Origin of the sequence: Agrobacterium sp. CCNWLW155 (genome assembly GCF_036888815.1) — a bacterium.
In the GTDB taxonomy this organism is placed as follows: Bacteria; Pseudomonadota; Alphaproteobacteria; order Rhizobiales; family Rhizobiaceae; genus Agrobacterium; species Agrobacterium radiobacter.
The window spans coordinates 278,802-303,996 of record NZ_JBAKFW010000001.1; the positions used below are offsets into that span (position 1 = coordinate 278,802).

The 25,195-nt window shown below is 59.8% G+C and carries 23 protein-coding genes and 1 other annotated feature; of the genes, 18 read left to right on the forward strand and 5 right to left on the reverse strand.

The window, feature by feature from the left end; genetic code table 11:
- The first annotated feature begins 1 nt into the window (after position 1).
- The 3 genes from V6S97_RS01425 (at position 2) to V6S97_RS01435 (ending at position 4,376) form a co-directional block, all read left to right on the forward strand.
- Positions 2–478, forward strand: coding sequence for an FUSC family protein (locus V6S97_RS01425; RefSeq protein WP_003502188.1), 477 nt, complete (start codon positions 2–4; stop codon positions 476–478).
- A 103-nt stretch (positions 479–581) separates the two neighbouring features.
- A complete protein-coding gene (locus tag V6S97_RS01430; protein ID WP_334425953.1) occupies positions 582–2,687 on the forward strand; it encodes a methyl-accepting chemotaxis protein in 2,106 nt (701 codons plus the stop codon).
- Between the two features lie 77 nt (positions 2,688–2,764).
- Positions 2,765–2,820, forward strand: a sequence feature (sul1 is cis-regulatory element that is thought to sense ions involved in sulfur or methionine metabolism; They are found in Alphaproteobacteria).
- Between the two features lie 74 nt (positions 2,821–2,894).
- The gene (locus V6S97_RS01435; RefSeq protein ID WP_080866061.1) at positions 2,895–4,376 is read left to right on the forward strand and encodes a SulP family inorganic anion transporter; all 1,482 of its coding nucleotides are present in this window, start codon (positions 2,895–2,897) and stop codon (positions 4,374–4,376) included.
- A gap of 41 nt (positions 4,377–4,417) precedes the next feature.
- Here the strand turns inward: V6S97_RS01435 and V6S97_RS01440 are convergent, their stop codons facing one another.
- Positions 4,418–5,608, reverse strand: coding sequence for a hypothetical protein (locus V6S97_RS01440; RefSeq protein ID WP_060724060.1), 1,191 nt, complete (start codon positions 5,606–5,608; stop codon positions 4,418–4,420).
- Positions 5,609–5,837: 229 nt separating this feature from the next.
- Here V6S97_RS01440 and parC point away from each other — a divergent pair, with 229 nt between their 5' ends.
- Positions 5,838–8,090 carry a DNA topoisomerase IV subunit A gene (gene parC, locus V6S97_RS01445; RefSeq protein ID WP_111820536.1) on the forward strand — a complete coding sequence of 751 codons (2,253 nt, stop codon included), beginning with the start codon at positions 5,838–5,840 and terminating at the stop codon, positions 8,088–8,090.
- A gap of 97 nt (positions 8,091–8,187) precedes the next feature.
- Here the strand turns inward: parC and V6S97_RS01450 are convergent, their stop codons facing one another.
- The 3 genes from V6S97_RS01450 to hemB all read right to left on the reverse strand — a co-directional run bounded on the left by V6S97_RS01450 (position 8,188) and on the right by hemB (position 10,693).
- Complete coding sequence (locus V6S97_RS01450; RefSeq protein WP_003502198.1) at positions 8,188–8,946, reverse strand: arginyltransferase; 759 nt, start codon at positions 8,944–8,946, stop codon at positions 8,188–8,190.
- Positions 8,947–9,123: 177 nt separating this feature from the next.
- Complete coding sequence (locus V6S97_RS01455) at positions 9,124–9,582, reverse strand: RDD family protein (RefSeq protein ID WP_003502200.1); 459 nt, start codon at positions 9,580–9,582, stop codon at positions 9,124–9,126.
- A 97-nt stretch (positions 9,583–9,679) separates the two neighbouring features.
- Positions 9,680–10,693, reverse strand: a complete 1,014-nt coding sequence (gene hemB / locus V6S97_RS01460) for a porphobilinogen synthase (RefSeq protein ID WP_080866063.1) — start codon at positions 10,691–10,693, stop codon at positions 9,680–9,682.
- A 174-nt stretch (positions 10,694–10,867) separates the two neighbouring features.
- Between hemB and V6S97_RS01465 the strand changes: the two genes are divergently transcribed.
- The 12 genes from V6S97_RS01465 to V6S97_RS01520 all read left to right on the forward strand — a co-directional run bounded on the left by V6S97_RS01465 (position 10,868) and on the right by V6S97_RS01520 (position 23,169).
- A complete protein-coding gene (locus tag V6S97_RS01465) occupies positions 10,868–11,305 on the forward strand; it encodes a DUF6163 family protein (protein WP_003502204.1) in 438 nt (145 codons plus the stop codon).
- A gap of 234 nt (positions 11,306–11,539) precedes the next feature.
- On the forward strand, positions 11,540–12,049 hold the full coding sequence (gene ldtR, locus V6S97_RS01470) for a transcriptional regulator LdtR (protein ID WP_026363448.1): 510 nt from the start codon (positions 11,540–11,542) through the stop codon (positions 12,047–12,049).
- 374 nt (positions 12,050–12,423) lie between these two features.
- Entirely contained in the window at positions 12,424–13,755 is a 1,332-nt protein-coding gene (locus tag V6S97_RS01475; protein ID WP_334425958.1) for a L,D-transpeptidase family protein, read from the forward strand.
- Between the two features lie 210 nt (positions 13,756–13,965).
- Positions 13,966–15,255 (forward strand): serine hydroxymethyltransferase, encoded by a 1,290-nt coding sequence (gene glyA / locus V6S97_RS01480; protein ID WP_003512506.1) that lies wholly within the window; start codon positions 13,966–13,968, stop codon positions 15,253–15,255.
- A gap of 12 nt (positions 15,256–15,267) precedes the next feature.
- A complete protein-coding gene (gene nrdR / locus V6S97_RS01485) occupies positions 15,268–15,747 on the forward strand; it encodes a transcriptional regulator NrdR (RefSeq protein WP_003502218.1) in 480 nt (159 codons plus the stop codon).
- Positions 15,748–15,749: 2 nt separating this feature from the next.
- Positions 15,750–16,994, forward strand: coding sequence for a bifunctional diaminohydroxyphosphoribosylaminopyrimidine deaminase/5-amino-6-(5-phosphoribosylamino)uracil reductase RibD (gene ribD, locus V6S97_RS01490; RefSeq protein ID WP_060724064.1), 1,245 nt, complete (start codon positions 15,750–15,752; stop codon positions 16,992–16,994).
- Positions 16,994–17,605, forward strand: coding sequence for a riboflavin synthase (locus V6S97_RS01495; RefSeq protein ID WP_003502222.1), 612 nt, complete (start codon positions 16,994–16,996; stop codon positions 17,603–17,605). Before ribD ends, V6S97_RS01495 begins: the two co-directional genes overlap by 1 nt.
- A gap of 203 nt (positions 17,606–17,808) precedes the next feature.
- Positions 17,809–18,441: a LysE family translocator gene (locus V6S97_RS01500; RefSeq protein WP_003502223.1), complete on the forward strand. Its 633-nt coding sequence runs from the start codon at positions 17,809–17,811 to the stop codon at positions 18,439–18,441.
- A 177-nt stretch (positions 18,442–18,618) separates the two neighbouring features.
- Complete coding sequence (gene ribH, locus V6S97_RS01505; protein WP_003502225.1) at positions 18,619–19,065, forward strand: 6,7-dimethyl-8-ribityllumazine synthase; 447 nt, start codon at positions 18,619–18,621, stop codon at positions 19,063–19,065.
- A gap of 4 nt (positions 19,066–19,069) precedes the next feature.
- Positions 19,070–19,567, forward strand: coding sequence for a transcription antitermination factor NusB (nusB, locus tag V6S97_RS01510; protein WP_031233928.1), 498 nt, complete (start codon positions 19,070–19,072; stop codon positions 19,565–19,567).
- Positions 19,568–19,588: 21 nt separating this feature from the next.
- The gene (locus V6S97_RS01515; RefSeq protein WP_334425961.1) at positions 19,589–20,812 is read left to right on the forward strand and encodes an MFS transporter; all 1,224 of its coding nucleotides are present in this window, start codon (positions 19,589–19,591) and stop codon (positions 20,810–20,812) included.
- 218 nt (positions 20,813–21,030) lie between these two features.
- Complete coding sequence (locus tag V6S97_RS01520) at positions 21,031–23,169, forward strand: sodium-translocating pyrophosphatase (RefSeq protein WP_153314947.1); 2,139 nt, start codon at positions 21,031–21,033, stop codon at positions 23,167–23,169.
- A 75-nt stretch (positions 23,170–23,244) separates the two neighbouring features.
- On the opposite strand, the gene V6S97_RS01525 is transcribed toward V6S97_RS01520, so the two are convergent.
- Complete coding sequence (locus tag V6S97_RS01525; RefSeq protein ID WP_003502231.1) at positions 23,245–23,775, reverse strand: outer membrane protein assembly factor BamE; 531 nt, start codon at positions 23,773–23,775, stop codon at positions 23,245–23,247.
- Between the two features lie 270 nt (positions 23,776–24,045).
- Between V6S97_RS01525 and V6S97_RS01530 the strand changes: the two genes are divergently transcribed.
- Both V6S97_RS01530 and V6S97_RS01535 read left to right on the forward strand, forming a co-directional pair.
- Positions 24,046–24,585: a ubiquinol-cytochrome C chaperone family protein gene (locus V6S97_RS01530; RefSeq protein ID WP_060724066.1), complete on the forward strand. Its 540-nt coding sequence runs from the start codon at positions 24,046–24,048 to the stop codon at positions 24,583–24,585.
- Between the two features lie 8 nt (positions 24,586–24,593).
- A complete protein-coding gene (locus tag V6S97_RS01535) occupies positions 24,594–25,157 on the forward strand; it encodes a YceD family protein (protein ID WP_003502233.1) in 564 nt (187 codons plus the stop codon).
- The last annotated feature ends 38 nt before the right edge of the window (positions 25,158–25,195 follow it).

Here is a 25,195-nt window from a genome sequence, read left to right on the forward strand (position 1 = left end):
TATGTTGAAGACGCTGCTCGACCGGGTTCGTGCAGCCTTCACCCGTGCATTGGCGGCCGCGCTTGCGGCCGCTTTTGCGTTCTGGGTCGCTCATCGCTGGCTCGGGCACCCACAGCCCGTCTTTGCCGCAATAAGCGCGCTGATCTGCCTTTCCCCCGGCATTCCAAGCCATGTCCGTCAGGGGCTTGGGCTGATGGTCGGCGTCACCATCGGCATCCTCGTCGGGGAGGTCGCTCTTCTCGTCCCGCATGACTTCGCCGAAATCCGGCTCGCCTCGGCGACCTTCATCGCCATGATCCTCGCCACCATGTTCGGCCTGCCGGCGGTGGTGCCGATACAGGCCGGGGCTTCGGCCATGCTCGTTCTTTTGATGGGACCGCAGGTTGCCGGTTTTGTCCGTTTTGTCGATGTGATCGTGGGCGTGGCGACGGGTGTGGTCGTTGCGCTGGTATTCTTTCGCGAGCGGCTGAAGCTCTAGCGATCTTGTCATAAAACCTTAATTAAACTGACAAATCCGGTAGAGGAGTTCTTAAGCCTTCTCGATCATTCATCCCATCGTGAAATCTGCAAACGAGGGTTGAATGTTTTCGCTGGTCTCGACGTTCAAAATTGCGCATCGCGTATCCATGCTGGCCCTGGCTGCTCTGTGCGGGATCGCCGTCATCGCGGGCATGCTGCTCTGGCAAGGACACATGGAGGCGCGTTATCGCGTCGCTGAAGAGACGCTGATCGAGCGAGACGGAGTGCTGGCGGCGCTGGAGGACGGTTTGCATGAAAGCCGTGTTCACCAGAGAGACTTCCTGCTGACCCGCGATATGAAATCCGTCGGGCAGTTTGACCAGACGATGGACCAGATCCGGCAGTCATTGAGCCATCTCGAAGGCAGCGCGACATCGCAGGCCCGTACGCGGCTCGAAGCGCTCGCTGAGGGCGCGGTGGTCTATTCCGATAGCATGAAGGCCCTTGTCGCCAAGAACAGGGAACTGGGCCTAACCCCCGCGGAAGGTCTCGAAGGCGCCATGCGCAATGGCGTGCATTCCATCGAGAAACTCGTCGACGTCGTCGCCAATGCCGAAATCCGCGCCAGCATGCTGATGATGCGACGGCACGAGAAGGATTTCATCCTGCGGCGCGAAGCGGCCTATGTGACGAAACATGCGGCGGAAGTGGAAACCTTCAAGGCGCTGGTGAAGCTGGAATACCGGCCAGGCGCTGAGCGTCAGCGCATCATGGATGCACTGGAAATATATACCGCCTCGTTCCGCTTTTACGCCGCCGCCGTGCTGGAGGAGGAGAAGGCGCGCGAAACTGTCGCCTCCGCCTATAGTGCCCTGTTGCCTGTCGTCGCCGAAATCTCCACCAATTACCGGCAGGAGCGGGACGCAAGCGCTCTCGCGAACAGCGCTGCGGCGGAAAGAACGGTTTCGATCGTCGTCGCTCTTATCGCCCTGACCGTGGTAAGTCTTTTTGCCGGGGTCTACCTCATCGGCCGCTCGATCACCCGCCCGGCGACCGCGATCACGGGGGCTATGCGTCGTCTGGCCGACGGTGAAACCGAATTTGCCGTTCCCGGTCTCCAGCGTGGAGATGAGTTCGGCGCCATGGCGCATGCGCTGGAAATCTTCCGACAGGCCGCCATCGCAAAGATCGAACTGGAGGCGCAGGCGCTCGTAGCCCGGCAGCAGGCCGAAGCCGAAAAGGTGCGGTTCCAGCTTGAGGCGGAATCCGAAGCGCAGGCGCGGCTGATGCAGGCGACCACCGGGCTTGCGGCAGCGCTTCGCCGCCTCGCAGGCGGCGATCTCTCTTTCGAGCTGAACGAGCCTTTTGCCCCGGATTTCGAGGCGCTGCGCCATGATCTCAACCAGACAATCCGCCAGCTCGATGCCGCCATGTCCGGCGTCGTGCAGTCGAGCGTGGCCATCGACGGCGGCAGCCAGGAAATCAGTCAGAGCGCTGCCGATCTTGCCCGCCGTACCGAGCAGCAGGCCGCCTCACTGGAGGAAACCGCTGCCGCGCTGGATGAATTGACGGCGAATATCCGCATCTCAGCGGATCGCGCCGTGGAAGCCCGCGCAGTCGCCCATTCGGCCGATGAGGATGCCAACCGCACGGCCAATCTCGTCGTTGACACAGTAAGCGCGATGGAAAAGATCGAGCAATCCTCCGGCAAGATCGGCAATATCATTGGCGTTATCGACGAGATCGCCTTCCAGACCAACCTTCTTGCCCTCAATGCCGGGGTGGAGGCTGCGCGCGCGGGTGAGGCGGGACGCGGTTTCGCCGTCGTTGCGCAGGAGGTGCGGGAACTCGCACAGCGCTCGGCAAGGGCCGCTGCCGAAATCAAGGCGCTTATCCAGACCTCCGGTACAGAGGTGAAGGAGGGCGCGCGTTTCGTGCGGGAAACGGGTGCTGCCCTGTCGCGCATCGGCGGCTCGGTGAAGACGATCAACGGCCATATCGAAGCCATTGCCGCTGCCACGCACGAGCAGTCACTGGGACTTGCCGAAATCAACACCACCGTCAACCATCTGGATCAGGGCACACAGCAGAACGCCGCCATGGTCGAGGAAAACAATGCCGCGAGCGCCATGCTGGCGGGCGAGACCGCGCGTCTCAAGGAACTGGTTCATCAGTTCCGGCTGAGCGACGTGGAGGCGAGGGGCTATGGCGGGCGCGAAGCGGCCTGAGACGTGACAGCAGTCATCGAAAAGCGGGCGCGCAACTTGCGGCCCGCTTTTTTGCCGTTTATAGCTGGGCCACTCACCACGGACCCGGTGAAATTCCGGGTGGCTCTTCTGGCCGCCGATCCGCCAGATAACGCAAAGCACCGACATTCGTTTTCAATCTACCGGACACGGTTCCGGCCGGTGCGTCATTCTTTGCGAAAAAATCAGATGAACAGATTTCAGACTTACAGACGTGAGTGGTTTTCCAATATTCGCGGCGATGTTCTTTCCGGCATTGTCGTGGCGCTTGCCCTCATTCCCGAAGCCATCGGCTTTTCCGTCATCGCCGGTGTCGACCCCAAAGTGGGGCTGTTCGCCTCCTTCGCCATTGCCTGCGTTTCTGCTTTCACCGGTGGCCGTCCGGGCATGATCTCAGCGGCAACCGCCGCGACAGCCGTCCTGATGGTTACGCTCGTCAAGGAACACGGGCTGCAATATCTCTTCGCCGCCACCATCCTCATGGGCGCGCTGCAAATCCTGGCGGGTCTTGTGAAACTCGGCCGGGTGATGCGCTTCGTCTCGCGCTCGGTCATGACCGGCTTCGTCAATGCGCTGGCGATCCTGATTTTCATGGCGCAATTGCCTGAGCTGATCGGCGTGCCGGTCGAAACCTACGTCATGATCGCCGCCGGCCTTGCGATCATCTATCTTTTCCCCCTGGTCACGAAGATCATTCCGTCACCGCTGGTCGCCATCGTCGTTCTCACCTGTGTTGCCGTCTTCTCTGGCATGGATATCCGCACGGTCGGCGATCTCGGTGAGTTGCCCTCGACGCTGCCGATATTCGCCCTGCCGCAGGTGCCGCTGACCTTCGAGACGTTGCAGATCATCTTTCCCTATTCCGTGGCGCTCGCCGCCGTCGGTCTCCTGGAATCGCTGCTGACGGCGCAGATCGTCGACGACATGACGGATACGGGCAGCAACAAGAGCCGCGAATGCATCGGGCAGGGGACAGGCAATATCGCATCCGCCCTCATCGGCGGCATGGGCGGCTGCGCCATGATCGGCCAGTCCGTCATCAATGTCAGCTCCGGCGGGCGTGGCAGGCTCTCCACCTTCGTGGCGGGCGCTTTCCTGCTGTTCCTCATTCTGGTGCTTGATGATCTCGTGCGCATCATCCCGATGGCAGCCCTGGTGGCGGTGATGATCATGGTCTCCATCAGCACGTTCTCGTGGCGCTCCATCCTTGATCTTAGCCGCAACCCGCCATCATCGAGCATCGTCATGCTGGTGACGGTCGGCACGGTGCTCGCCACCCACGACCTTGCAAAAGGCGTGCTGGCCGGCGTGCTTCTCTCCGGCGTGTTTTTTGCGGGCAAGGTGTCGAAACTCTTCCACGTCCGGCCGGAGCTTTCTGCCGATGGCCGCGAGCGGATTTATCGCGTCGATGGCCAGATTTTCTTCGCCTCGACCGAAAGCTTCATCGCCGCCTTCGATTTCGCCGATGAGGTGGATGCCGTGACGATTGATGTCACCGAGGCGCATCTGTGGGATATTTCGGCAGTTGGTGCGCTGGACAAGGTGGTTCTGAAATTCCGCAAGACCGGCAAGAAGGTCGAGGTGATCGGTGTCAACGAGGCTAGCGCCCACATGATCGACCGCTTTGCCCTGCACGATAAACAGGACGGCGCTGCCGCACCGCTGCACTGAGCGCAAAAAAAAGCCCCGGCAAGACCGGGGCTTTTTTGGTTTTATTCGTTTGCCGTCACCGTGACGCCGAGCATTTTCGGCAGGGTGTTCGGCGCGCCCATTGCGGCGCCCATGATCATCGGGAAAGGAACCGGCTTTTCCGGCTCTGCCGTGATCGAGAGGTTCTTCGGATTGTCGATATAGGCGTTGATGGCCGCCGACACCATGTTCTGCAGCTCTGGAACGTTGAGCGAAGCCATCATGATCGGCGCCATGCCCTTGATGGTCTGGGCAAGCTGGTCGCTCGTCATGCCCTGCTGGCTTGCCGCATAGTCGATGGCGCGCTTGGTGATGCTGGCGTCTTCGAAGCTGATTTCGGCGTTGATGAAGGAAAGCTGCTGCATCAGGCCGAGCATGGCGAGGCTTGCTGCCTGGTCCGCCTGTTCCTTGTTCGGATTGGCGGCCTGCGCCTTTACCGTCTCCTGCATCGACTTGATGAAGTCGAGCGTGTAGCCGGAGAAACCGAACGACATGTTGAGACGGCCGACATTGTCGAGGTCGATGGCGTATTCCTCGACGTCGACGGTGCCGGAGGCAACTTCCCAGCTGCCGCTCATGGTCATGTTGCCGGAAAGCGCCTGCAGATTGAGCTTTTCAATTGCGTCCTTGGTGGCCGGATCGGTGGCTTCGCTGAGATCGGCCTTGAAGCCGGAGGCGTCGAGTTCGAAACCGATCGAGTTCTTGTCGTCGCTGACGGACATCGTCGCGCTGCTTTCCTCAAGCGAGAAAGCCGGCTTGCCGTCGACGGAAACGGAAATCGGACCGCTATGGGCTTCATCGTAGAACATCAGGGCGTCGACGGTGCCGGTGGTCGCATCGCCCGGAATGACGAGGCCGGACATGTAGATGTCGCTCGCCTTGATCTCAACCTTGTCCTGCTTGTAGTCGATATTATCGAAACGGGCGTTCTTGATCTTGTAGCCGCCGTTGTTTTCCTCGACGCCTTCGAGCGACACATTGCCAACGGGGATCTTCTTGGCAGGATCGGCGACGGAGTTGAAGGTCACGCTGTTCAGCGTCACCGTCGTGCCGTTGACGGCGACGGAACCGGCGGCGATCTCGCCTCCCTGCGCGGCATAGGCTGCGTTGATTTTCTTCAGCACATCCCCGCCATCCAGCGCGAAAGCCGGTGCCGAAAGCGTAAGAAGCGCGGCGCTCGCGAAAAGAACCTGCCGGGTGGATTTCAGTCTCATGATGTTTCTTCCCTCAACGTACGGCTGTGCACCGTGTCCGAATTCGAATGGTGATACTTATATTCGCGATTATTCAAAGGTCTATAGGATTTAGATCGATTCCCATGACGGCGGCATTGCGGCATTTGCAACGCGGTTAACAAAAAAACGCATGAAAGGGGTGCTTTCATCCACAGGGCACACCCCTGAATTTCTTGCCGGGAATCGGCATTTCCGCTAGTCAAGCACCATGGGAAAAAATCTTGTACCTCCGTCCGGCGGAGACGATAACATTCATCCGGTCGATTTGAAGGCGGCGCTTGAAGAGCGCTACCTCGCTTACGCCCTGTCCACGATCATGCATCGTGCGCTGCCGGATGTGCGCGACGGCCTGAAGCCGGTTCACCGCCGCATCATCCACGCCATGAGCGAAATGGGCATCCGCCCCAACTCGGCCTTCAAGAAATGCGCCCGTATCGTCGGCGACGTGATCGGTAAATTCCACCCGCATGGCGACCAGTCGGTCTACGATGCGCTGGTGCGCCTCGCGCAGGATTTCTCGCAGCGTTATCCGATTGTCGACGGGCAGGGCAATTTCGGCAATATCGATGGCGACGGCGCCGCCGCCTATCGTTATACCGAAGCGCGTATGACCGATGTGGCGGCGCTGCTGCTGGAAGGCATCGGCGAGGATGCGGTGGATTTCCGCGCCACCTATAATGAGGAAGACGAAGAGCCGGTTGTCCTGCCGGGCGCCTTCCCCAATCTGCTTGCCAACGGTGCCTCAGGCATCGCCGTCGGCATGGCGACATCGATCCCGCCGCACAACGCCCATGAACTTTGCGATGCGGCGCTCCATCTCATCAAGCATCCCGATGCGACGGTTGAAAAGCTGGTGGAATTCATTCCCGGCCCTGACCTGCCGACCGGTGGCGTGATCATCGAAAGCCGCGAGAATATTCTCGATGCCTATAAGACCGGGCGCGGTGGTTTCCGCGTGCGCGCAAAATGGGAAACGGAAGACCTCGGACGTGGCGGCTATCAGATCGTCATCACCGAAATACCGTTCCAGGTGCAGAAATCGCGGCTGATCGAAAAGATCGCCGAGCTGCTGCTCGCACGCAAACTGCCGCTGCTCGAGGATGTCAGAGACGAATCCGCCGAAGACGTGCGCATCGTGCTGGTGCCGAAGAGCCGCACCGTCGATGCGACGCTGTTGATGGAATCGCTGTTCCGCCTCTCCGACCTTGAAAGCCGCCTGCCGCTCAACATGAACGTGCTGTCGCTCGGCAAGGTGCCGAAGGTGATGGCGTTGAACGAGGTGCTGAGCGAATGGCTGGCGCACCGCAAGGACGTGCTGGTCCGCCGTTCCCGCCACCGTCTTGCCGCCATCGACCGCAGGCTCGAGATTCTCGGCGGCCTGCTGGTCGCCTATCTCAATCTCGACGAGGTGATCCGCATCATCCGTGAGGAGGATGAGCCGAAACAGGTGATGATGGCGAAGTGGTCGCTCACCGACAATCAGGCCGAAGCCATCCTCAACATGCGGCTGCGTAATCTGCGCAAGCTCGAGGAATTCGAAATCCGCAAGGAATTCGATGAACTCAGCAGCGAGAAGGCCGAAATCGAGTCGCTGCTCGCCTCCGATGAAAAGCAGTGGCAGACCGTCGCCTGGGAAATCGGCGAGGTCAAAAAGAAATATGCCAAGGCTACCGAGATCGGCCGTCGCCGCACGCAGTTCGCGGATGCCCCGGATGCCGATATCGAGGCCATCCAGCAGGCGATGATCGAGAAGGAACCGGTCACCATCGTCATCTCGCAGAAGGGTTGGATCAGGGCGCTGAAGGGTCACATGTCCGATACGTCGGCCCTGACCTTCAAGGAAGGCGACGGACCCAAGATCGCCTTCCCGGCGCAGACGACCGACAAGCTGCTGCTGCTTACGACGGGCGGCAAGGCCTATACGCTCGGCGCTGACAAGCTGCCGGGGGGGCGCGGTCATGGCGAGCCGATCCGCATCATGGTCGATATGGAGAACGATCAGGACATCCTGACCGCCTTCGTGCATGATCCGTCGCGCAAGCTGCTGCTCGTCTCCACCGCCGGTAATGGCTTCATCGTGCCCGAGGGCGAAATGGTCGCCAATACCCGCAAGGGCAAGCAGATCATGAATGTCTCCATGCCTGATGAAGCGAAGCTCGCGGTTCCGGTAACGGGCGATCATGTCGCCGTGGTCGGCGAGAACCGCAAGCTTCTGGCCTTCCCGCTGTCGCAGGTGCCGGAAATGTCACGCGGTAAGGGCGTGCGCCTGCAGCGCTACAAGGATGGCGGCGTTGTCGATGTGAAATGCTTCGCGCTCGCCGAGGGTCTGAGCTGGTCCGACACGGCCGGGCGTCTGTTCACCAAGGTCGGTGAGGAACTGCGCGAATGGCTGGCCGACCGCGCCACCGTTGGCCGCACCGTGCCGAAGGGCTTTCCGCGCAGCGGGAAATTTGGTGGGTAATATCTGAAAGACGTCCTCGGAGATTGTCTGGGGGCGTCTTTCCCGCCTTTGTTTTGCTGTCCAAGCCGAACATGTGCTTCAGGACTTGGCGAACCCATTATTCTCCTTCGGGATGGTAAACCTCCCACCCACGCGGCGTCAGATGCTCCTGCGGATGATAGCGGGTCTTGTACCCCATCTTTTCCGAACCATCGACCCAGTAGCCGAGATAGACATGCGGCAGGCCGAGCGCGCGCGTGCGGGTGATGTGATCGATGATCATGAAAGTGCCGAGCGAGCGTTTTTCGAGATCGGGATTGAAGAAGGAATAGACCATCGACAGACCGTCGCTCATCACGTCGCTGAGCGCCACCGCCAGAAGTTCGCCGCGCTTGCTGGAATCGATGCCGGAGCCGGGTTCGCGCACGCGGTATTCGATGATGCGGGTGTTGACATGCGTGTCTTCCACCATGATCGCGTAGTCTAGCGCCGACATGTCGGACATGCCGCCGGACTGGTGGCGGTGGTCGAGATAACGGCGAAATAGCGCGAATTGTTCGGTGGAGGGCTCGGCGGCGTGCACCGTGGCCACGACATCCCGATTGGCGGCAAGTACACGCCGCATCGATTTCGTCGGCTGGAACTGTTCGGTGAGGATGCGTACGGAGACGCAGGCGCGGCAGTTTTCGCAGGCCGGGCGATAGGCGATGTTCTGCGAGCGCCTGAAACCGCCCTGGGTCAGAAGATCGTTCATTTCCGAAGCGCGCGGGCCGACCAGATGGGTGAAGACCTTCCGCTCCATCTGGTTCGGCAGATAGGGGCAGGTGGCCGGCGCCGTAAGATAGAATTGAGGAGAGGGCGTCGCCTGCGTGTTCATCGAACCGTGATCGCCTCCTGCGTCTGTTATGAAAGCGCGCCGCGATTTCACGGGGTTGGCGGCGGCGCTTCAAGCGACATGCATAATGTCACAGAATGGCAAAATGACGGAAAACGTCAACTGCGGGATGAGGTATTTGACGCGATGAAAGCCACGTTTCCGTGGCTTTCATCGATATCAGCGCGTTCTGACGATAACGGTGCCGAGCAGGAAGTCATGAACGAGGCGCGAGCGCTCGGTAAACAGGCCTGCAAGCAGGATCAGCGGCGTCAAAACCGAGTTGATGACCCAGAAAAGCACGATATGCACCGTCGACAGCAGGAAATCGATTCGCCGCCCGTCCATGCGCGCCATCGCGATCCCCATCGCCCGCATGCCGGGAGTGGCCTGCGACGGGCCGCCAAGCGTCATGCCGAAATAAAGCACCGCAACGATGACGAACAGCGCCGGGTAAAGGAAGAATCCCAGGCCAAGCGTGATCACGCCGAGAAAGAAGACGATGACCGCGGCCGGGATGCACAGAAGCAGAACGATCGCGTAATCGATCACGAACGCGAAGACGCGCCGGCTCAGGACGCCGCTATAGGCGCGCCAGTCATCCGGTGCGGCATAGGTGGGGTTCTGGTCGAGGCTCATCGGTCGTTTTCTCCTGAGAGGGTATGACAGCGCGGCATGAGTGCCGTGTCAGCAGACAATATGGGAAGAAAACGACCGAATACAATAAGCGCCGGCCTCAGCCCTTTGCCAGTTTGCGTGCGGCCTCCATGGCGAAATAGGTGAGAACGCCATCGCAGCCCGCGCGCTTGAAACAGAGAAGCGTTTCCATCATCACCCGCTCGCCGTCGATCCAGCCATTCATGGCCGCAGCCTTGATCTGGGTATATTCGCCGGACACCTGATAGGCGAAGGTCGGCAGGCCGAAATTCTCCTTCAGCCGCCAGCAGATGTCGAGATAGGGCAGGCCGGGTTTGACCATCAGCATGTCGGCGCCTTCCTCAACGTCGAGTGCTGCGTCGCGGATCGCCTCCATGCCGTTGGCTGGGCTGATGTAATAGCTCGCCTTGTCACCCTTCAGCAGGCCGGCGGTGGAGATGGCCTCGCGATAGGGGCCATAATAGCCGGAGGAAAATTTCGTCGCATAGGACATGATGCCGACATTCTGGTGTCCGGCGGCGTCGAGCCCCCGGCGGATGGCGCCGATGCGCCCATCCATCATCTCCGACGGTGAGATAATGTCCGAACCGGCATCCGCCTGCAGGATGGCCGCCTTGACAACCTGTTCGACCGTTTCGTCATTGACGATCTCGTCGCCGCGCAGAATGCCGTCATGCCCGTGGCTGGTGAAGGGATCGAGCGCGACATCAGTAATCATGCCGATATTTGGCACGGCTTTTTTGACCGCGATAGTTGCCTGATTGATGAGATTGTTTGCTTCGAGCGCGTTCGAGCCGGTCTGGTCCCGCAACTCTATCTCGATATTCGGGAAGGTCGCGATGGCGGGAATGCCAAGATCGGCGGCTTCCTTTGCCGCTTCCACCAGCCGGTCGACGCTCATGCGGTTGACGCCGGGCATGGCGGGAATGGGCTCGAGAATATTGCTGCCCGGCACGATGAAGACCGGCCAGATGAGGTCGTCAACGGTCAGGCGGTTTTCCTGAACCAGACGGCGCGTCCAATCCGCCTTGCGATTGCGCCGCATGCGGCGATGGCCGGTGATCTCGTCGACCAGATGCGTTTTGTCCTGCATGTCAGAATGTCCTTCGGTCAAATTTCGAAAGCTGCATATCATGAAGCGTGGGCCATGCGAATGCGACAATCTTCCCTCATTGAGGCACAGCGCCGGCGATCATGCTTTGACAAGGCAGATGGCGGAATTCAATATGGACTGGTCGCCCGCCCATCGAGACCGTATCTTCCGGCCATGGAACCTGATTCTCAACCTCTGCCGAAGCGTCCGCTTGCCGAAATCCTCTTTCTGGTCTTCATGAGACTGGTTGCGGTTTCCTGTTTCTGGTTCGGCCTGCAATATTGGGCGATGCTGACGGGCTATTCGCTTGGCGGCCATGGGCGCTTCGATATGCTGAACCTGCCCTGGCGCGTGGCGGGCAGTGCGCTGGCGGTCATTTTCCCGGTTGCGGCGCTGGGTCTCTGGCTCGGCGCCTCCTGGGGTGCCGTCATGTGGGTCATGGGCGCGGGCGCGCAGATCGCCATGTATAAGGTTTGGCCGCATATCTTCGGCGCCAACACGCTTGTGCCCGTGATGCACGGTCTCGTGGCAACCATTTATATACTATTCCTGGTCGCTTTCTGGCTGGATCAGCGCCAGAATGAAGAGCGCGCAAGAATTGATTTACCATAATAATAAAGCAATTCGCCCCGTTTTCCGGCCGAATTTTATCGTTAAGTCATTGAATTATAACGGATGACTAAGACCCATTCCCGCTTCGCCACAGATTCGGCCCGCTGGGGAAAATGCATGTAACCATTTGTTAATCGTAGCTTTTAAGTAGAATTTTATGCGCATTGATTAGGTTCTCACTCAAGGCGGGAGACAAACAAACACACCGCCAAACAAAACAGTGAGGCAGTCATGATCAATAGCAAAGTTAAGCCCCAGGCCGTTGTTGCCGATGCACATGAAGATACCATCCGCTCGCTCTACATGGAGTCGCTGCACCTGGTGGAACGTCTCCACCGCCGCCTCCTCGATGTCATCAAGGACGAGTTCGACCGCCAGGGTCGTGATGACGTCAACGCCGTTCAGGCACTGCTGCTGTTCAACATCGGCAATTCCGAACTGACGGCCGGCGAGCTGCGTTCGCGTGGTTATTACCTCGGCTCGAACGTCTCCTATAACGTCAAGAAGCTGGTCGACCTCGGTCTCATCAACCACCAGCGCTCGCGTGTCGACCGCCGCTCGGTCCGCATCAGCCTGACGGAAAAGGGCCAGGAAATCGCCGAAACGGTTGCCCGCCTTTATGAACGCCACGTCGGTTCGATCGAAAAGGTCGGAGGCATCGGCACCGGCGAGTTCTCCGAAATGAACAAGCTGCTGCAGCGCCTTGATCGCTTCTGGAACGACTCGATCGCTTACCGCCTGTAATACCGCGACGGTTTCACTGTTTAAGCCGGGGGCATCCTTTGCTCCCGGCTTGCGGATTACGCAGGTCACCCGCCACGCATTTTACCTGTCAAGTCCGCCCCTTCATCCGGCCTTCGCCCTGTTTTGCAGGCGAACACAGCTTCGTGAGAAGAGGGCCGTGACACGAATCGGCCATATTGATATGGGAGGCGCAAAGGCATAGGAGCCGGCGGTTTCTCCTGCTGTCGTGGCAAGCCTCGACTGCTGTGCCAGACACCAGCGCCAAGATCATGGCGTATCGAGCATTACCGGCCGGCAGACACGTTGTACGTGTTTGTTAATCATATTGATTTAGGCATCGTTGAGGATGCCGAAGAGAGTGGCTGGTAGGTAGAATGACAAAGAAATCCGTTTCCGATTCCGTATCGCGCCGCGCGCTTCTGCGTTCGGCCGTTTCCGTTGGTGCTGCAGCACTTGCCGCGCCGGCCTTTGCGCAGAACGCGCTTAACGATCTCATGGGCTCTTCGCGCCGCGGCAACTGGGATGACCAGTTCGACGCCAATTCATCGCGTTCGGCCGTGGGTGTCGTTTCAAACAATCCGGTTCTCGGACGCGAAGCACCTGTCTATATGCAGCAGGCGATCATGCAATATCAGCAGATCGTGCAGAATGGCGGCTGGCCGGAAGTGCCTGCGTCCCAGCAGCGCCTCCAGATCGGCGTCTCCGATCCTTCCGTACAGGCGCTGCGCCAGCGACTGATGGTATCCGGCGATCTGCCGCGCGAAGCCGGCATTTCCAGTGCCTTTGACTCTTACGTTGATGGCGCACTGAAGCGTTTCCAGGCCCGTCATGGCCTTCCGGCTGACGGTGTCAGCGGCGAATATACCACGAAGGCGCTCAATGTTTCCGCGCAGATCCGTCTGGCGCAACTGCAGACCAACCTCGTGCGCATCCGGTCCATGTCGGGTGATCTCGGCCAGCGTCACCTGATGGTGAATATCCCGGCCGCCGCCATCGAAGCAGTGGAGAATGAGCGCGTCGTCCTGCGCAACACCGCCGTCGTCGGTCGCGCCAGCCGCCCGACGCACGTCATCAATTCCAAGATTTACGAAGTCATCCTCAACCCTTACTGGACAGCGCCGCGCTCGATCGTCGAAAAGGACATCGTGCCGCTGATGCAGAAGGACCCGACCTATCTGGAGCGGAACAACATCCGCCTCATCGACGGCAAGGGACAGGAAGTTTCGCCGACGGCGGTCGACTGGTTTGCGCCAAAAGCACCGAACCTGATGTTCCGCCAGGACCCCGGCAAGATCAACGCCATGTCCTCGACGAAGATCAACTTCCACAATCCGAACAACGAATATATGCACGACACGCCGCAGCAGGGTCTGTTCAACAAGCTGATGCGGTTCGAATCGTCCGGCTGCGTGCGTGTACAGAACGTGCGAGACCTCACGAGCTGGCTGCTGCGCGACACGCCCGGCTGGTCGCGTCAGGAAATGGAACGCGTCATCGCCACCCGCGTCAACACACCGATCAAGCTGGCGCAGGAAGTGCCTGTCTATTTCGTCTACATCACCGCATGGTCGGCGAAGGACGGCGTGGTGCAGTTCCGCGACGACATCTATGAAAAGGACGGCAACGCCGAACTGGCGCTCAACACCACCACCGGCATCGAACAGCCGGCTGGACCTGTTGACGACGACCTGTTGCCGCGCAACTGATCCGGCGCTGCCATTAGGTTTTTATATTTAAGTGAAAGGCCGCACCCCGTCGGGTGCGGCTTTTTTCATTTTCGCTGCTGGTTTTGAAAAAACAGCTGCCGTTTTTTGTCGCAACGTCGCAGTTTGACGGGCAAATCTCGCTGCCCGTATTGCTCTTGTTCGGGCAGGGCGCTAAGACGCCATCGCATTACTGTTTCAGGAGCCTTCACCATGTCGAACACAGATGCTTTCTTCTCCCGTCCGCTTGCCGAAGTCGATCCGGATATTTTCGGCGCGATCGAGAAGGAACTGGGTCGCCAGCGCCACGAGATCGAACTGATCGCCTCGGAAAACATCGTTTCCCGCGCTGTGCTTGAAGCGCAGGGTTCGATCATGACCAACAAATATGCCGAAGGTTATCCGGGCAAGCGTTATTACGGCGGCTGCCAGTTCGTAGACATTGCTGAAGAGCTTGCCATCGAGCGCGCCAAGAAGCTGTTCGGCGTCAACTTCGCCAACGTCCAGCCAAATTCCGGTTCGCAGATGAACCAGGCCGTGTTCCTCGCGCTGCTCCAGCCGGGCGACACCTTCATGGGTCTCGACCTGAACTCCGGAGGCCATCTGACACACGGTTCGCCGGTCAACATGTCCGGCAAGTGGTTCAACGTCGTGTCTTACGGCGTGCGCGAAGGCGACAACCTGCTCGACATGGACGAGGTGGAGCGCAAGGCCAAGGAAACCCGGCCGAAGCTTATCCTTGCCGGCGGCACCGCCTATTCCCGTATCTGGGACTGGAAGCGCTTCCGCGAGATCGCCGATGAAGTCGGCGCCTATCTGATGGTCGATATGGCCCACATCGCTGGTCTCGTTGCCGGTGGCCAGCATCCGTCGCCGTTTCCGCATTGCCACGTTGCCACCACGACGACGCACAAGTCGCTGCGCGGCCCGCGTGGCGGCATGATCCTCACCAATGACGAGGATCTGGCCAAGAAGTTCAACTCCGCCGTTTTCCCCGGCCTGCAGGGCGGTCCGCTGATGCACGTCATCGCCGCAAAGGCGGTTGCCTTCGGTGAAGCTTTGCAGCCGGAATTCAAGGATTACGCCGCACAGGTCGTCAAGAACGCCAAGGCGCTTGCCGAAACGCTGATCGAAGGTGGTCTTGATGTCGTCTCCGGCGGCACCGACAACCACCTGATGCTGGTTGACCTTCGCAAGAAGAACGCCACCGGCAAGCGTGCTGAAGCAGCTCTCGGTCGCGCCTACGTCACCTGCAACAAGAACGGCATTCCTTTCGATCCGGAAAAGCCTTTCGTCACCTCGGGTGTGCGTCTCGGCACGCCGGCCGGCACGACGCGCGGTTTCAAGGAAGCGGAATTCCGCGAAATCGGCAAGCTGATCGTCGAGGTTCTCGATGGTCTGAAGGTCGCCAATTCGGATGAGGGCAACGCTGCCGTTGAAGCTGCGGTGCGCGAAAAGGTCGTCGGCCTGACTGACCGTTTCCCGATGTATCCGTACATGTAAGGACGTAAAGAGATGCGCTGCCCATTTTGCGGTTCCGAAGACACACAGGTCAAGGACTCGCGTCCGGCGGAGGATAACACCTCCATCCGCCGGCGGCGCATCTGCCCCGATTGCGGCGGCCGCTTCACGACCTATGAGCGCGTGCAACTGCGCGAGCTGATGGTCATCAAGAAAAGCGGCCGCAAGCTGCCCTTCGACCGGGAAAAGCTGGTGCGATCCTTCGAGATCGCGCTGCGCAAGCGCCCGGTTGACCGCGACCGGATCGAGCGGGCCGTCTCCGGCATCGCCCGCCGTCTGGAAAGTTCCGGCGAGACGGAAATTCCCTCGGAAGAAATCGGCCTGCAGGTTCTGGAAGCGCTGAAAAGCCTCGATGACGTGGCCTTCGTGCGTTACGCCTCGGTTTATCGCGATTTCAGCCACGCCGAGGATTTCGAGAACGTGATCGCCGAAATCAACGCCAAGATCGCCCGTGATACGGACGGTGGAGCATAGACGTGACGAGCCGTGCCGATGACGAAAGATTCATGGCGCGGGCCATCGAGGTTTCGCTTCGCCACCAGGGGCAGACGCTGACCAACCCCTCGGTCGGCTGCGTTCTCGTAAAAGACGGAAAAATCATCGCTGAAGCGGTCACCGCCGTGGGCGGTCGTCCCCATGCCGAACGGCAGGCGCTGGAAATCGCCGGCGAGGCGGCCCGTGGCGCCACCGCCTATGTAACGCTCGAACCCTGTTCCCATTGGGGCAAGACCCCGCCCTGCGCCAATGCGCTGGTTGAATACGGCGTTGCCCGTGTCGTGGTGGCGGTGGATGATCCGGATGAGCGCGTTTCCGGCCGTGGTTATACGATATTGCGCGACGCCGGTATCGTGGTGGAAACCGGACTGCTGCGCGCCGAGGGCCAGCGCGCGCTTGCCGGTTACCTCACACGCCAGATGAAAAAACGCCCGCATGTGATTCTGAAGCTTGCAATTTCCGCCGACGGCATGATTGGCAGAGAAGGCGAGGGGCAGATTGCGATTACCGGTCGCGAGTCGCGCCATGCCGTGCATGAACTCCGCGCGCGCTGCGATTGCATTCTCGTTGGTATTCGTACCGCTATTGCGGATGATCCGGAACTGACGGTGCGCATTGCCGGTTTGGAGCAGCGTTCGCCGGTGCGGATCGTGCTGGATCGGCAGTTTGAGTTGCCTTTGACGTCGAAGCTGGTGAAGACGGCGCGGGAGGTTCCGGTGATTGTCGCGGCGATACCCCCCTCTGCCCTGCCGGGCATCTCCCCCTCAAGGTGGGAGATCGATGGAGCGCCGCTTCCCCCTGCATCGACGGGCAGAGAGGGTGAACCGAAGGCGCGATTTGAGCGAGCGGACAGCCCCTTGCCGATCTCCCCCCTTGAGGGGGAGATGCCCGGCAGGGCAGAGGGGGGTAACCCCGATCGCCGACGCCAACAACTCACCGACGCCGGCGTCCAGATCCTCGAAGCCTCCACGCTCGAAAACCTCCTCCACATCCTCGCCGAAAGCGGCATGTCGGAACTTCTGGTCGAAGGCGGCGCCTTTGCCGCAAAATCATTCCTTGAAGCCGGGCTGGTGGACCGTATCATGCTGTTCGAAAGCCCGGTTGTGATCGGTGAAGGCGGGATTGAAACGCCGCTCAACCGTGCCGATATCACGGGCGATTATGCGCTGATCAGCGAAACCGCCTATGGGCCGGATCGCTGCTTCGATTATGAAAGGCCGATTTGATGTTTACCGGAATTGTCACCGACGTCGGAACCGTTTCCGAGCTGGAAGCCCTGGCTGAAGGCATTCGTCTGCGGGTGGCGACGAATTACGATCCCAAGACCATCGATATGGGTGCGTCCATCTCCCATGGCGGCGTGTGCCTGACGGTGACGAGGCTGCCTGATGATGGCAGCAACGAGCGCTGGTACGAAGTCGAGGCCTGGGAAGAGGCGCTGCGCCTGACGACGATCGCCAGCTGGCAGAAGGGTACTCACGTCAATCTCGAGCGGGCGCTCAAGATCGGCGACGAGCTTGGCGGCCACATCGTCTCCGGCCATGTCGACGGCAAGGCGGAAATATTGGCTGTCGAACCGGAAGGTGAGGCGGTGCGTATCCGCCTGCGCGCCCCGGAGCATCTGGCGAAATTTGTGGCGCCTAAGGGTTCCATTGCGCTCGATGGCACCTCGCTGACCGTCAACGCCGTCGAAGGCACGGATTTTGACGTTCTGCTGATCCGCCATACGCTCACCGTCACCACCTGGGGCGAACGTCAGCCGGGCGATTTCGTCAATTTCGAGGTCGACACCATGGCGCGTTATGCCGCAAGGCTTGCGGAATTTCCGTCGGCGTAAACCGAAAAGGTGACTCGGCGGGTTATTGTGCCCGCTGACGCCTCCTCCTCCCGTCATTCCGACTCAAAGCCGGCATGACGGAACGGAAGCGACGAGTACGCCAAATCGCATAATGGTCGCTGCCTTGCTTCCGATGAAGCTCAAAACACTATAAGACATCTCTTCAGCCGTTTTCATCCAAACGGGGGTAGGGGACATACATCATGCCGTCTTTTGAACTGCTGACAGCCTTTTTTGTAACCACCGCTTTGTTCGCCTACATCCCCGGTCCGGCCATGCTTTATGCGGCGGCGCAGACCATGGCGCGCGGCCGGTTTGCCGGGCTGATGGCGGTGCTTGGCATCCATGTCGGCTGCTATTTCCACATTTTTGCCTCTGCGGCGGGGCTTTCGGTGCTGTTTCAGGCCGTTCCCTGGCTTTATCTCGCCGTGAAACTCTCCGGCGCGCTTTATCTCGTATGGCTCGGTTTTTCGATGCTGCGCAGCAAGCTTGAAGGTGAGGCGGTCAATCTGACCATCGAGCCGAAGTCGGCGCGCCGCGCCTTTATCGACAGCATCATCGTCGATGTGCTCAATCCGAAGACCGCGCTGTTCTTTCTGGCCTTTCTGCCGCAATTCGTCGATCCGGCAGCAGCCTTTCCGGTCTGGCTGCAATTGCTGATCCTCGGCATCGCCGTCAATTTCATTTTTTCCTCGGCAGATCTGGTCGGCGTGCTTCTGGCAGGAGCGATGGTCGGGCGTTTGAAGCGTTCCAGCGCGGTGCAGGTGCTTGTCCGCCGCGCTGCCGGAACGGTGCTGATGGGGCTCGGCGTCCATCTGGCCTTCCAGAAAACCTGATTCTCGGGAAGCCGCGCCGGGAGGTGCAAAACCCGGCCAAATGCCCTGCAGAAGCGGTCCCTTGCGCCACTGACATATGAAATTACTTGCCAAAAACAGTCAGCCGTGGTTTGACCGCCGCAAAAGCCGGTATGATCCGGCGTTAAGCTTTTCGGGAAAATCCCCAGGAACCCTCACATGTCCAAACCTCATCTTCTTATCGTGGAAGCACGTTTTTACGACGATATGGCCGATGCTCTTCTCGAAGGCGCGAAATTCGCACTCGATGAAGCCGGCGCCACCTATGACGTCATCACCGTTCCCGGCGCGCTGGAAATCCCTGCCGCCATCGCCATGGCGCTTGACGGTGCAGACAATGACGGCACCGAATATGACGGTTTTGTCGCGCTTGGCATGGTCATTCGCGGTGAGACCTACCACTTCGACATCGTCGCCAACGAATCCTCCCGTGCGCTGATGGACCTCGCGGTCAGCGAATCGCTGCCGATCGGCAACGGCATCCTCACCGTCGAGAATGACGAGCAGGCCTGGGCGCGGGTACGCCGTTCAGACAAGGACAAGGGCGGTTTCGCCGCCCGCGCGGCGCTGACCATGATCAAGCTCAAGAAAAAACTGGGTGGCTGAACGCATGTCGAATGTTGATAATGGCGGCGAACCGCGCCAGCCTTCGGTAAAGCCCGCCAACCAGCGCGGCGCGGCCCGCCTTGCGGCCGTGCAGGCGCTTTACCAGATGGATGTCGGCGGAACCGGCGTGATGGAAGTCGTCGCCGAATATGAGGCGCATCGTCTCGGCCAGGAAGTCGATGGCGATACCTACCTGAAGGCTGACCCTTCGTGGTTCCGTTCGATCGTCGCCGGCGTGGTGCGTGATCAGACGAAGATCGACCCGCTGGTGCGCTCCGCCCTTCTGGAAGACTGGCCGCTGTCGCGCCTCGATGCCACCGTGCGCGCCATCCTGCGTGCCGGCGCTTTCGAGATTCTCGAGCGCAAGGACGTGCCGGTCGCCGTCATCGTCACGGAATATGTTGAAATCGCCCGTGCTTTCTTCGAGCATGACGAGCCCAAGCTGGTGAATGCGGTTCTGGACCGCATTGCCAAACAGGTGCGCGGCGAGGCAAAACGCTGAAGTAAAACAGGTGATGAAGAGATGAGCGCAGTTTCCGTCCCCGGACTTGAAGTTCAACTGGACGAGGCGAAGCGCAACGTCTTCCTTCTCACCATGGCGCAGGCGATCATGGGATCGGCCGCGCCCTTGAGCTTTTCGGTCGGCGCGCTTGCCGGTTATCAGCTGCTCGGTGCGGACAAGTCACTGGCGACCGCGCCGCTCACCGGCTTTAATATCGGTGTCGCGCTCGGCGCGATCTGCGTGGCGGCCGCCTCCCGCTTTCTTGGCCGCAAGGCAGGCTTCATGGTCGGCGCGCTGATGTGCTCCATCGGCGGCGGCATTGCTGCGGTGGCGCTCTTCCGGTCGGATTTCTGGCTGTTTGCCGTCGGCCTGCTGCTGATTGGCATTTCCGGCGGTTTCACGCAAAAAATTCGCTTCGCCGCAGCCGATGCCTCGCCATCCTTCTACAAGCCGAAGGCGATCTCCTGGATTCTGGCTGGCGGCATTACTTCCGCCATCGTCGGGCCGCAACTCGCCATCTTCGGCAAGGATTTGCTTGCGCCGGTTACCTTTGCCGGCGCTTTTCTGGCCCTCGTTCCGCTCGGCCTCGTTTCGATTGCCATTCTGGCGTTTCTGAAATTGCCCGACCCCAAGGCTGCCACCGCCCATGTCGAATCGGTAAGGCCGCTTTCGGAGATTGTCCGCACGCAGCGTTTCGTCACCGGCATGATCTGCGGTATCGGCTCTTATGCGTTGATGACCTTCATGATGACGGGCGCACCGCTTGCCATGGTGATCGGCTGCGGTTTCCCGACCGAACTCGCCACGCTCGGCATCCAGTGGCATGTGCTGGCCATGTTCGGCCCGAGCTTCTTCACCGGCATGCTGATTTCCCGATTCGGTGCGGAAAAAATCGTTGCGTCCGGCCTCATCGTGCTGATGGCCTGCGCCATTGTCGCCCATATGGGCATAGAGCTGTGGAATTTCTGGGCGGCGCTCATTCTGCTTGGCCTCGGCTGGAATTTCGGTTTCATCGGTGCAACCGCCATCATCACGTCAAGCTACCGCCCGCATGAGGCGGACAAGGTGCAGGGCTTCCATGATATCGTGCTCTTCGGCACGGTGGCGTTGTCGTCCTTCTCTTCCGGAAAGGTGTTTACGGCTTGGGGCTGGTCGGTGATGAACCTCGTCATCTGGCCGGTTGCCGGGCTTTGCCTCCTGCTCGTCCTGTCGCTCATCCTCACGAAGCAAAAAAAAGCCGCCTGAGTTCTGTGCTGCTCTCTACGCCTTTCAAGTTTCAGGCAAATTTGTGGGCTTGACGCGGCACCTTGCGCCAACGCAATCTCCGCTCCGAGGACATTTTTCCTTGGGAGGGGAACAAATGCCCAAGACGGGATTTGGGACAGGCCGTCCGCATCTCCCTGCACAAGGTTTCGCCGCGCCGGGGAGGGAGTGAGACCCGGCCTTTTGGGAGGTAAGTGCGCATGACCGTAATACCCATAGTAATTTTATGTGGGGTCCTGTCCGTGGTTTACGCGGTGTGGACGACCAAGAGCGTTCTCGATGCCGATCAGGGCAACGAGCGTATGCGTGAAATAGCAGGTTTTATCCGTGAAGGTGCGCAGGCTTATCTCACCCGTCAATATCTCACCATCGCCGTCGTCGGATTGATCGTCGCTGTTCTTGCCTGGTATCTGCTATCGGCCATGGCGGCCATCGGCTTCCTCATCGGCGCGGTGCTTTCGGGCGCGGCCGGTTTCGTCGGCATGCATGTGTCGGTGCGCGCCAATCTGCGCACCGCGCAGGCGGCGTCCCACAGCCTTTCCGCCGGTCTCGATATCGCCTTCAAGTCGGGCGCCATCACCGGCATGCTGGTCGCAGGTCTCGCGCTGCTCGGCGTCTCCATCTATTATTACATCCTGACCTCGGTGATGGGCCATCCGGCCGGATCGCGTGAGGTGATCGATGCGCTGGTGTCGCTCGGCTTCGGTGCATCGCTGATCTCCATCTTTGCCCGTCTCGGCGGCGGCATCTTCACCAAAGGTGCGGATGTCGGCGGCGATCTCGTCGGCAAGGTCGAGGCCGGCATTCCCGAGGACGATCCACGCAACCCGGCAACCATCGCCGACAATGTCGGCGACAACGTCGGCGATTGCGCCGGCATGGCGGCCGACCTCTTCGAGACCTATGCCGTCTCCGTGGTCGCGACCATGGTTCTGGCCGCGATCTTCTTTGCGGGAACGCCGATACTGGAAAGCGCCATGGTCTATCCGCTGGCGATTTGCGGCGCGTGTATCCTGACCTCGATTGCCGGCACCTTCTTCGTCAAGCTCGGCACCAACAATTCCATCATGGGCGCTCTCTACAAAGGGCTCATCGCCACCGGTGTGTTCTCAGTTGCCGGTCTTGCGGTCGCTACTCATGCGACGGTTGGCTGGGGAGTGGTGGGCACGGTGGCCGGAATGGAGATCACCGGCACCAACCTCTTTTTCTGCGGATTGGTCGGCCTCGTCGTGACGGCGCTGATTGTCGTCATCACCGAATATTATACCGGCACCAACAAGCGCCCGGTCAATTCCATCGCCCAGGCATCGGTCACCGGTCACGGTACCAACGTCATCCAGGGCCTTGCGGTCTCGCTGGAATCGACGGCGCTGCCGGCTCTCGTCATCGTTGGCGGCATTATCGGAACCTATCAGTTGGCCGGCCTGTTCGGCACGGGCATCGCGGTCACCGCCATGCTTGGTCTCGCGGGCATGATCGTGGCGCTCGACGCCTTCGGCCCGGTGACTGATAACGCCGGTGGTATCGCTGAAATGGCCGGTCTCGATCCTGACGTGCGCAAGGCGACGGATGCGCTGGATGCCGTCGGCAACACCACCAAGGCCGTCACAAAGGGTTACGCCATCGGTTCGGCCGGTCTCGGCGCGCTGGTGCTGTTTGCGGCCTATTCCAACGACCTGTCCTATTTCGCCGCCAATGGCGATACTTATCCCTACTTCAAGGACATTGGCGAAATATCGTTCAGCCTCGCCAATCCTTACGTCGTTGCCGGCCTGCTGTTCGGCGGTCTCATTCCGTATCTCTTTGGCGGCATCGCCATGACGGCGGTGGGCAAGGCGGCAAGCTCGATTGTCGAGGAAGTGCGCCGCCAGTTCCGCGAAAAACCGGGCATCATGGCTGGGACGGAAAAGCCTGATTATGGCAGGGCCGTGGACCTGCTGACACGCGCGGCGATCAAGGAAATGGTCATCCCGTCGCTCCTGCCGGTTCTGGCGCCGCTCGTCGTTTATTTCGGCGTGCTGCTGATTTCGGGCTCCAAGGCCTCGGCCTTCGCGGCACTTGGTGCATCGCTGCTCGGTGTCATCATCAACGGCCTTTTCGTGGCGATTTCCATGACCTCGGGTGGCGGTGCATGGGACAACGCCAAAAAGAGCTTCGAGGACGGTTTCATCGACAAGGATGGCGTGCGCCACGTCAAGGGTTCGGACGCCCACAAGGCGTCTGTGACCGGTGACACGGTCGGCGACCCCTACAAGGACACCGCCGGTCCCGCCGTCAACCCGGCGATCAAGATCACCAATATCGTGGCGCTGCTGCTGCTTGCTGTTCTTGCCCACTGAGAGCTAAGGTTCCGACAAATGAAAAAGGCCCGGGGAGCGATCCCCGGGCCTTTGATTTTTCCGTTCCTGCCGAGGTCAGGGGGTGTTGTTGCCCTGACCGAGAATGCTCTTGGCGATGTTCGCGCCGGAGGTGCCGCCGGAGAGCAGCTGCTGCAGGAAGGTGAGGTCCTTGCCGCCGGTCGGCGTGGTGCGCGAAATCGTGTCGAAGACCTTGCCGTCCTGCAGCGTGTAGTTGGCCTTGCGCTCGATGACGCCGTCCTTGTTGAAATAGATCGCAAGAATGTTCTGTTCGACCAGCGCCGGCTTCATGAAGGCCGCGCGGCGCACGCGCTTCTGCGAGATGTAATAGAAAACCTCGTTGCCGAAGGTCGCCGTCGTGGAGGGCGTGCCCATGGTCAGCAGAACCTGCTCACGGCTGGAACCCTCAGGGATCAGCTGGAGCGACTGCTCGTCCATGACATAGCCGTTATGGAACACATCGGTTGTGCTGCTGCAGGCGGAAAGCAGGCCGGATGCGAGCACGATTGCGATGGCGGTCTTGCTCAGAATTTTGCCGTGACTTGCGGATTTCTGCTTGCTCAACTGCTTTTCCCCGACTGCGATCATGAATGGCACCTTCCGGCATTGCGTGGTGCACAGTGTCTGTGCACATGATTGTGTCAATCCGGGGACGGAAAATCCCGATCACCCCCCAAATTCAATGCTTTCCCGGCCTTTTGGAACTCCTCCGGTTCTCTTTGACTGTTTCAGCCCAAAGACGAACGTGACCGTGACAGCATTGCAATTCGTGGATGCTTCGGTAAACCAGCTTTGACAATCATGCAACAAGTGCGATGGGCGGTTAGCGAATTCACCCGTCCGGTTCGGAAAAAAAAGATGATATTCGGGCTGTTCAAGAAGAAAAACAACAATCGCGCCATAGTTGACCGGCAATATGCGACCTTGACGGCTGCCGCCCGCACGCCCGGATTTTATCTTGACCTCGGTGTGCCCGACACGGTCATGGGCCGTTTCGAGATGCTCTCGGCGATCATGATTCTCTATTTCCGCCGCACCAAATCATCAGGTGTCAGCGGGCAGGAAATCGCCCAGGAGATCGTCGACGCCTTTTTTCAGGATATCGATCATTCCATCCGTGAGCTGGGAATCGGTGACCAGGGCGTGCCGAAACGCATGAAGAAATTCGCCGGTATGTTTTATGGGCGGCTCGAATCCTACGCGGCGGCGCTGGATGCTTCCGACCGCCCCGCTCTTGCCGCAGCGCTCCGGCGCAATATATATCCGCAGGTAGACGACAAGGCCCCTGATATGGAGGGGTTGGCGGGCTGGATGATGGAAGCATCCGCAGCCCTTGCCGCCCAGTCCGAAGAGACAATAGCAACCGGAAGCCTGACGCTGCCCTTGCCTTTACGATGAGGTTCACGATGAACGCGCGACACGCCGCAAATGACGACCTGCCTTTTTCCTATCCCGTAAAGGTAGGCCATATTTCCGCCAATCCCGTCAGGATTGGTCTCGAAGCCAGTGCCGAGGAACTGAAGGCGCTGGCGAAATTCTGGGATGTGGTTTCCGTCGAATATCTGAAGGCGGAGCTGCAGGTTTCCCGCTGGAAGAAGGATGGCGTGAAGATCAAGGGTGAGGTGCATGCGGCTGTGACCCAATCCTGCATCGTCACGCTGGAGCCGGTCTCGAGCAAGATCGACGAGACGGTGGAACAGATTTTCGTTCCGGAAGGATCGAAACTGGCGCGGATGGTGACCAATGAGGAAGGCGAGATCGTGCTCGATCCTGATGGCCCCGATATTCCCGACCAGTTCACCGGCGACAGCATTGATGTCGGCGCCGTGGTTGCCGAATTTGCCGCGCTTGCGATTGATCCCTATCCGCGCAAAGCGGATGCGGAATTTGCCGAAGCGGCTGAAAAAGAGCCCGAAGAAGAAAAGCGCCCATCGCCCTTTGCCGTGCTGAAAGATTGGAAAAAAGACTGAATGGCCCAGCCGGGCTGAAATAATTTTATTGTAACAAG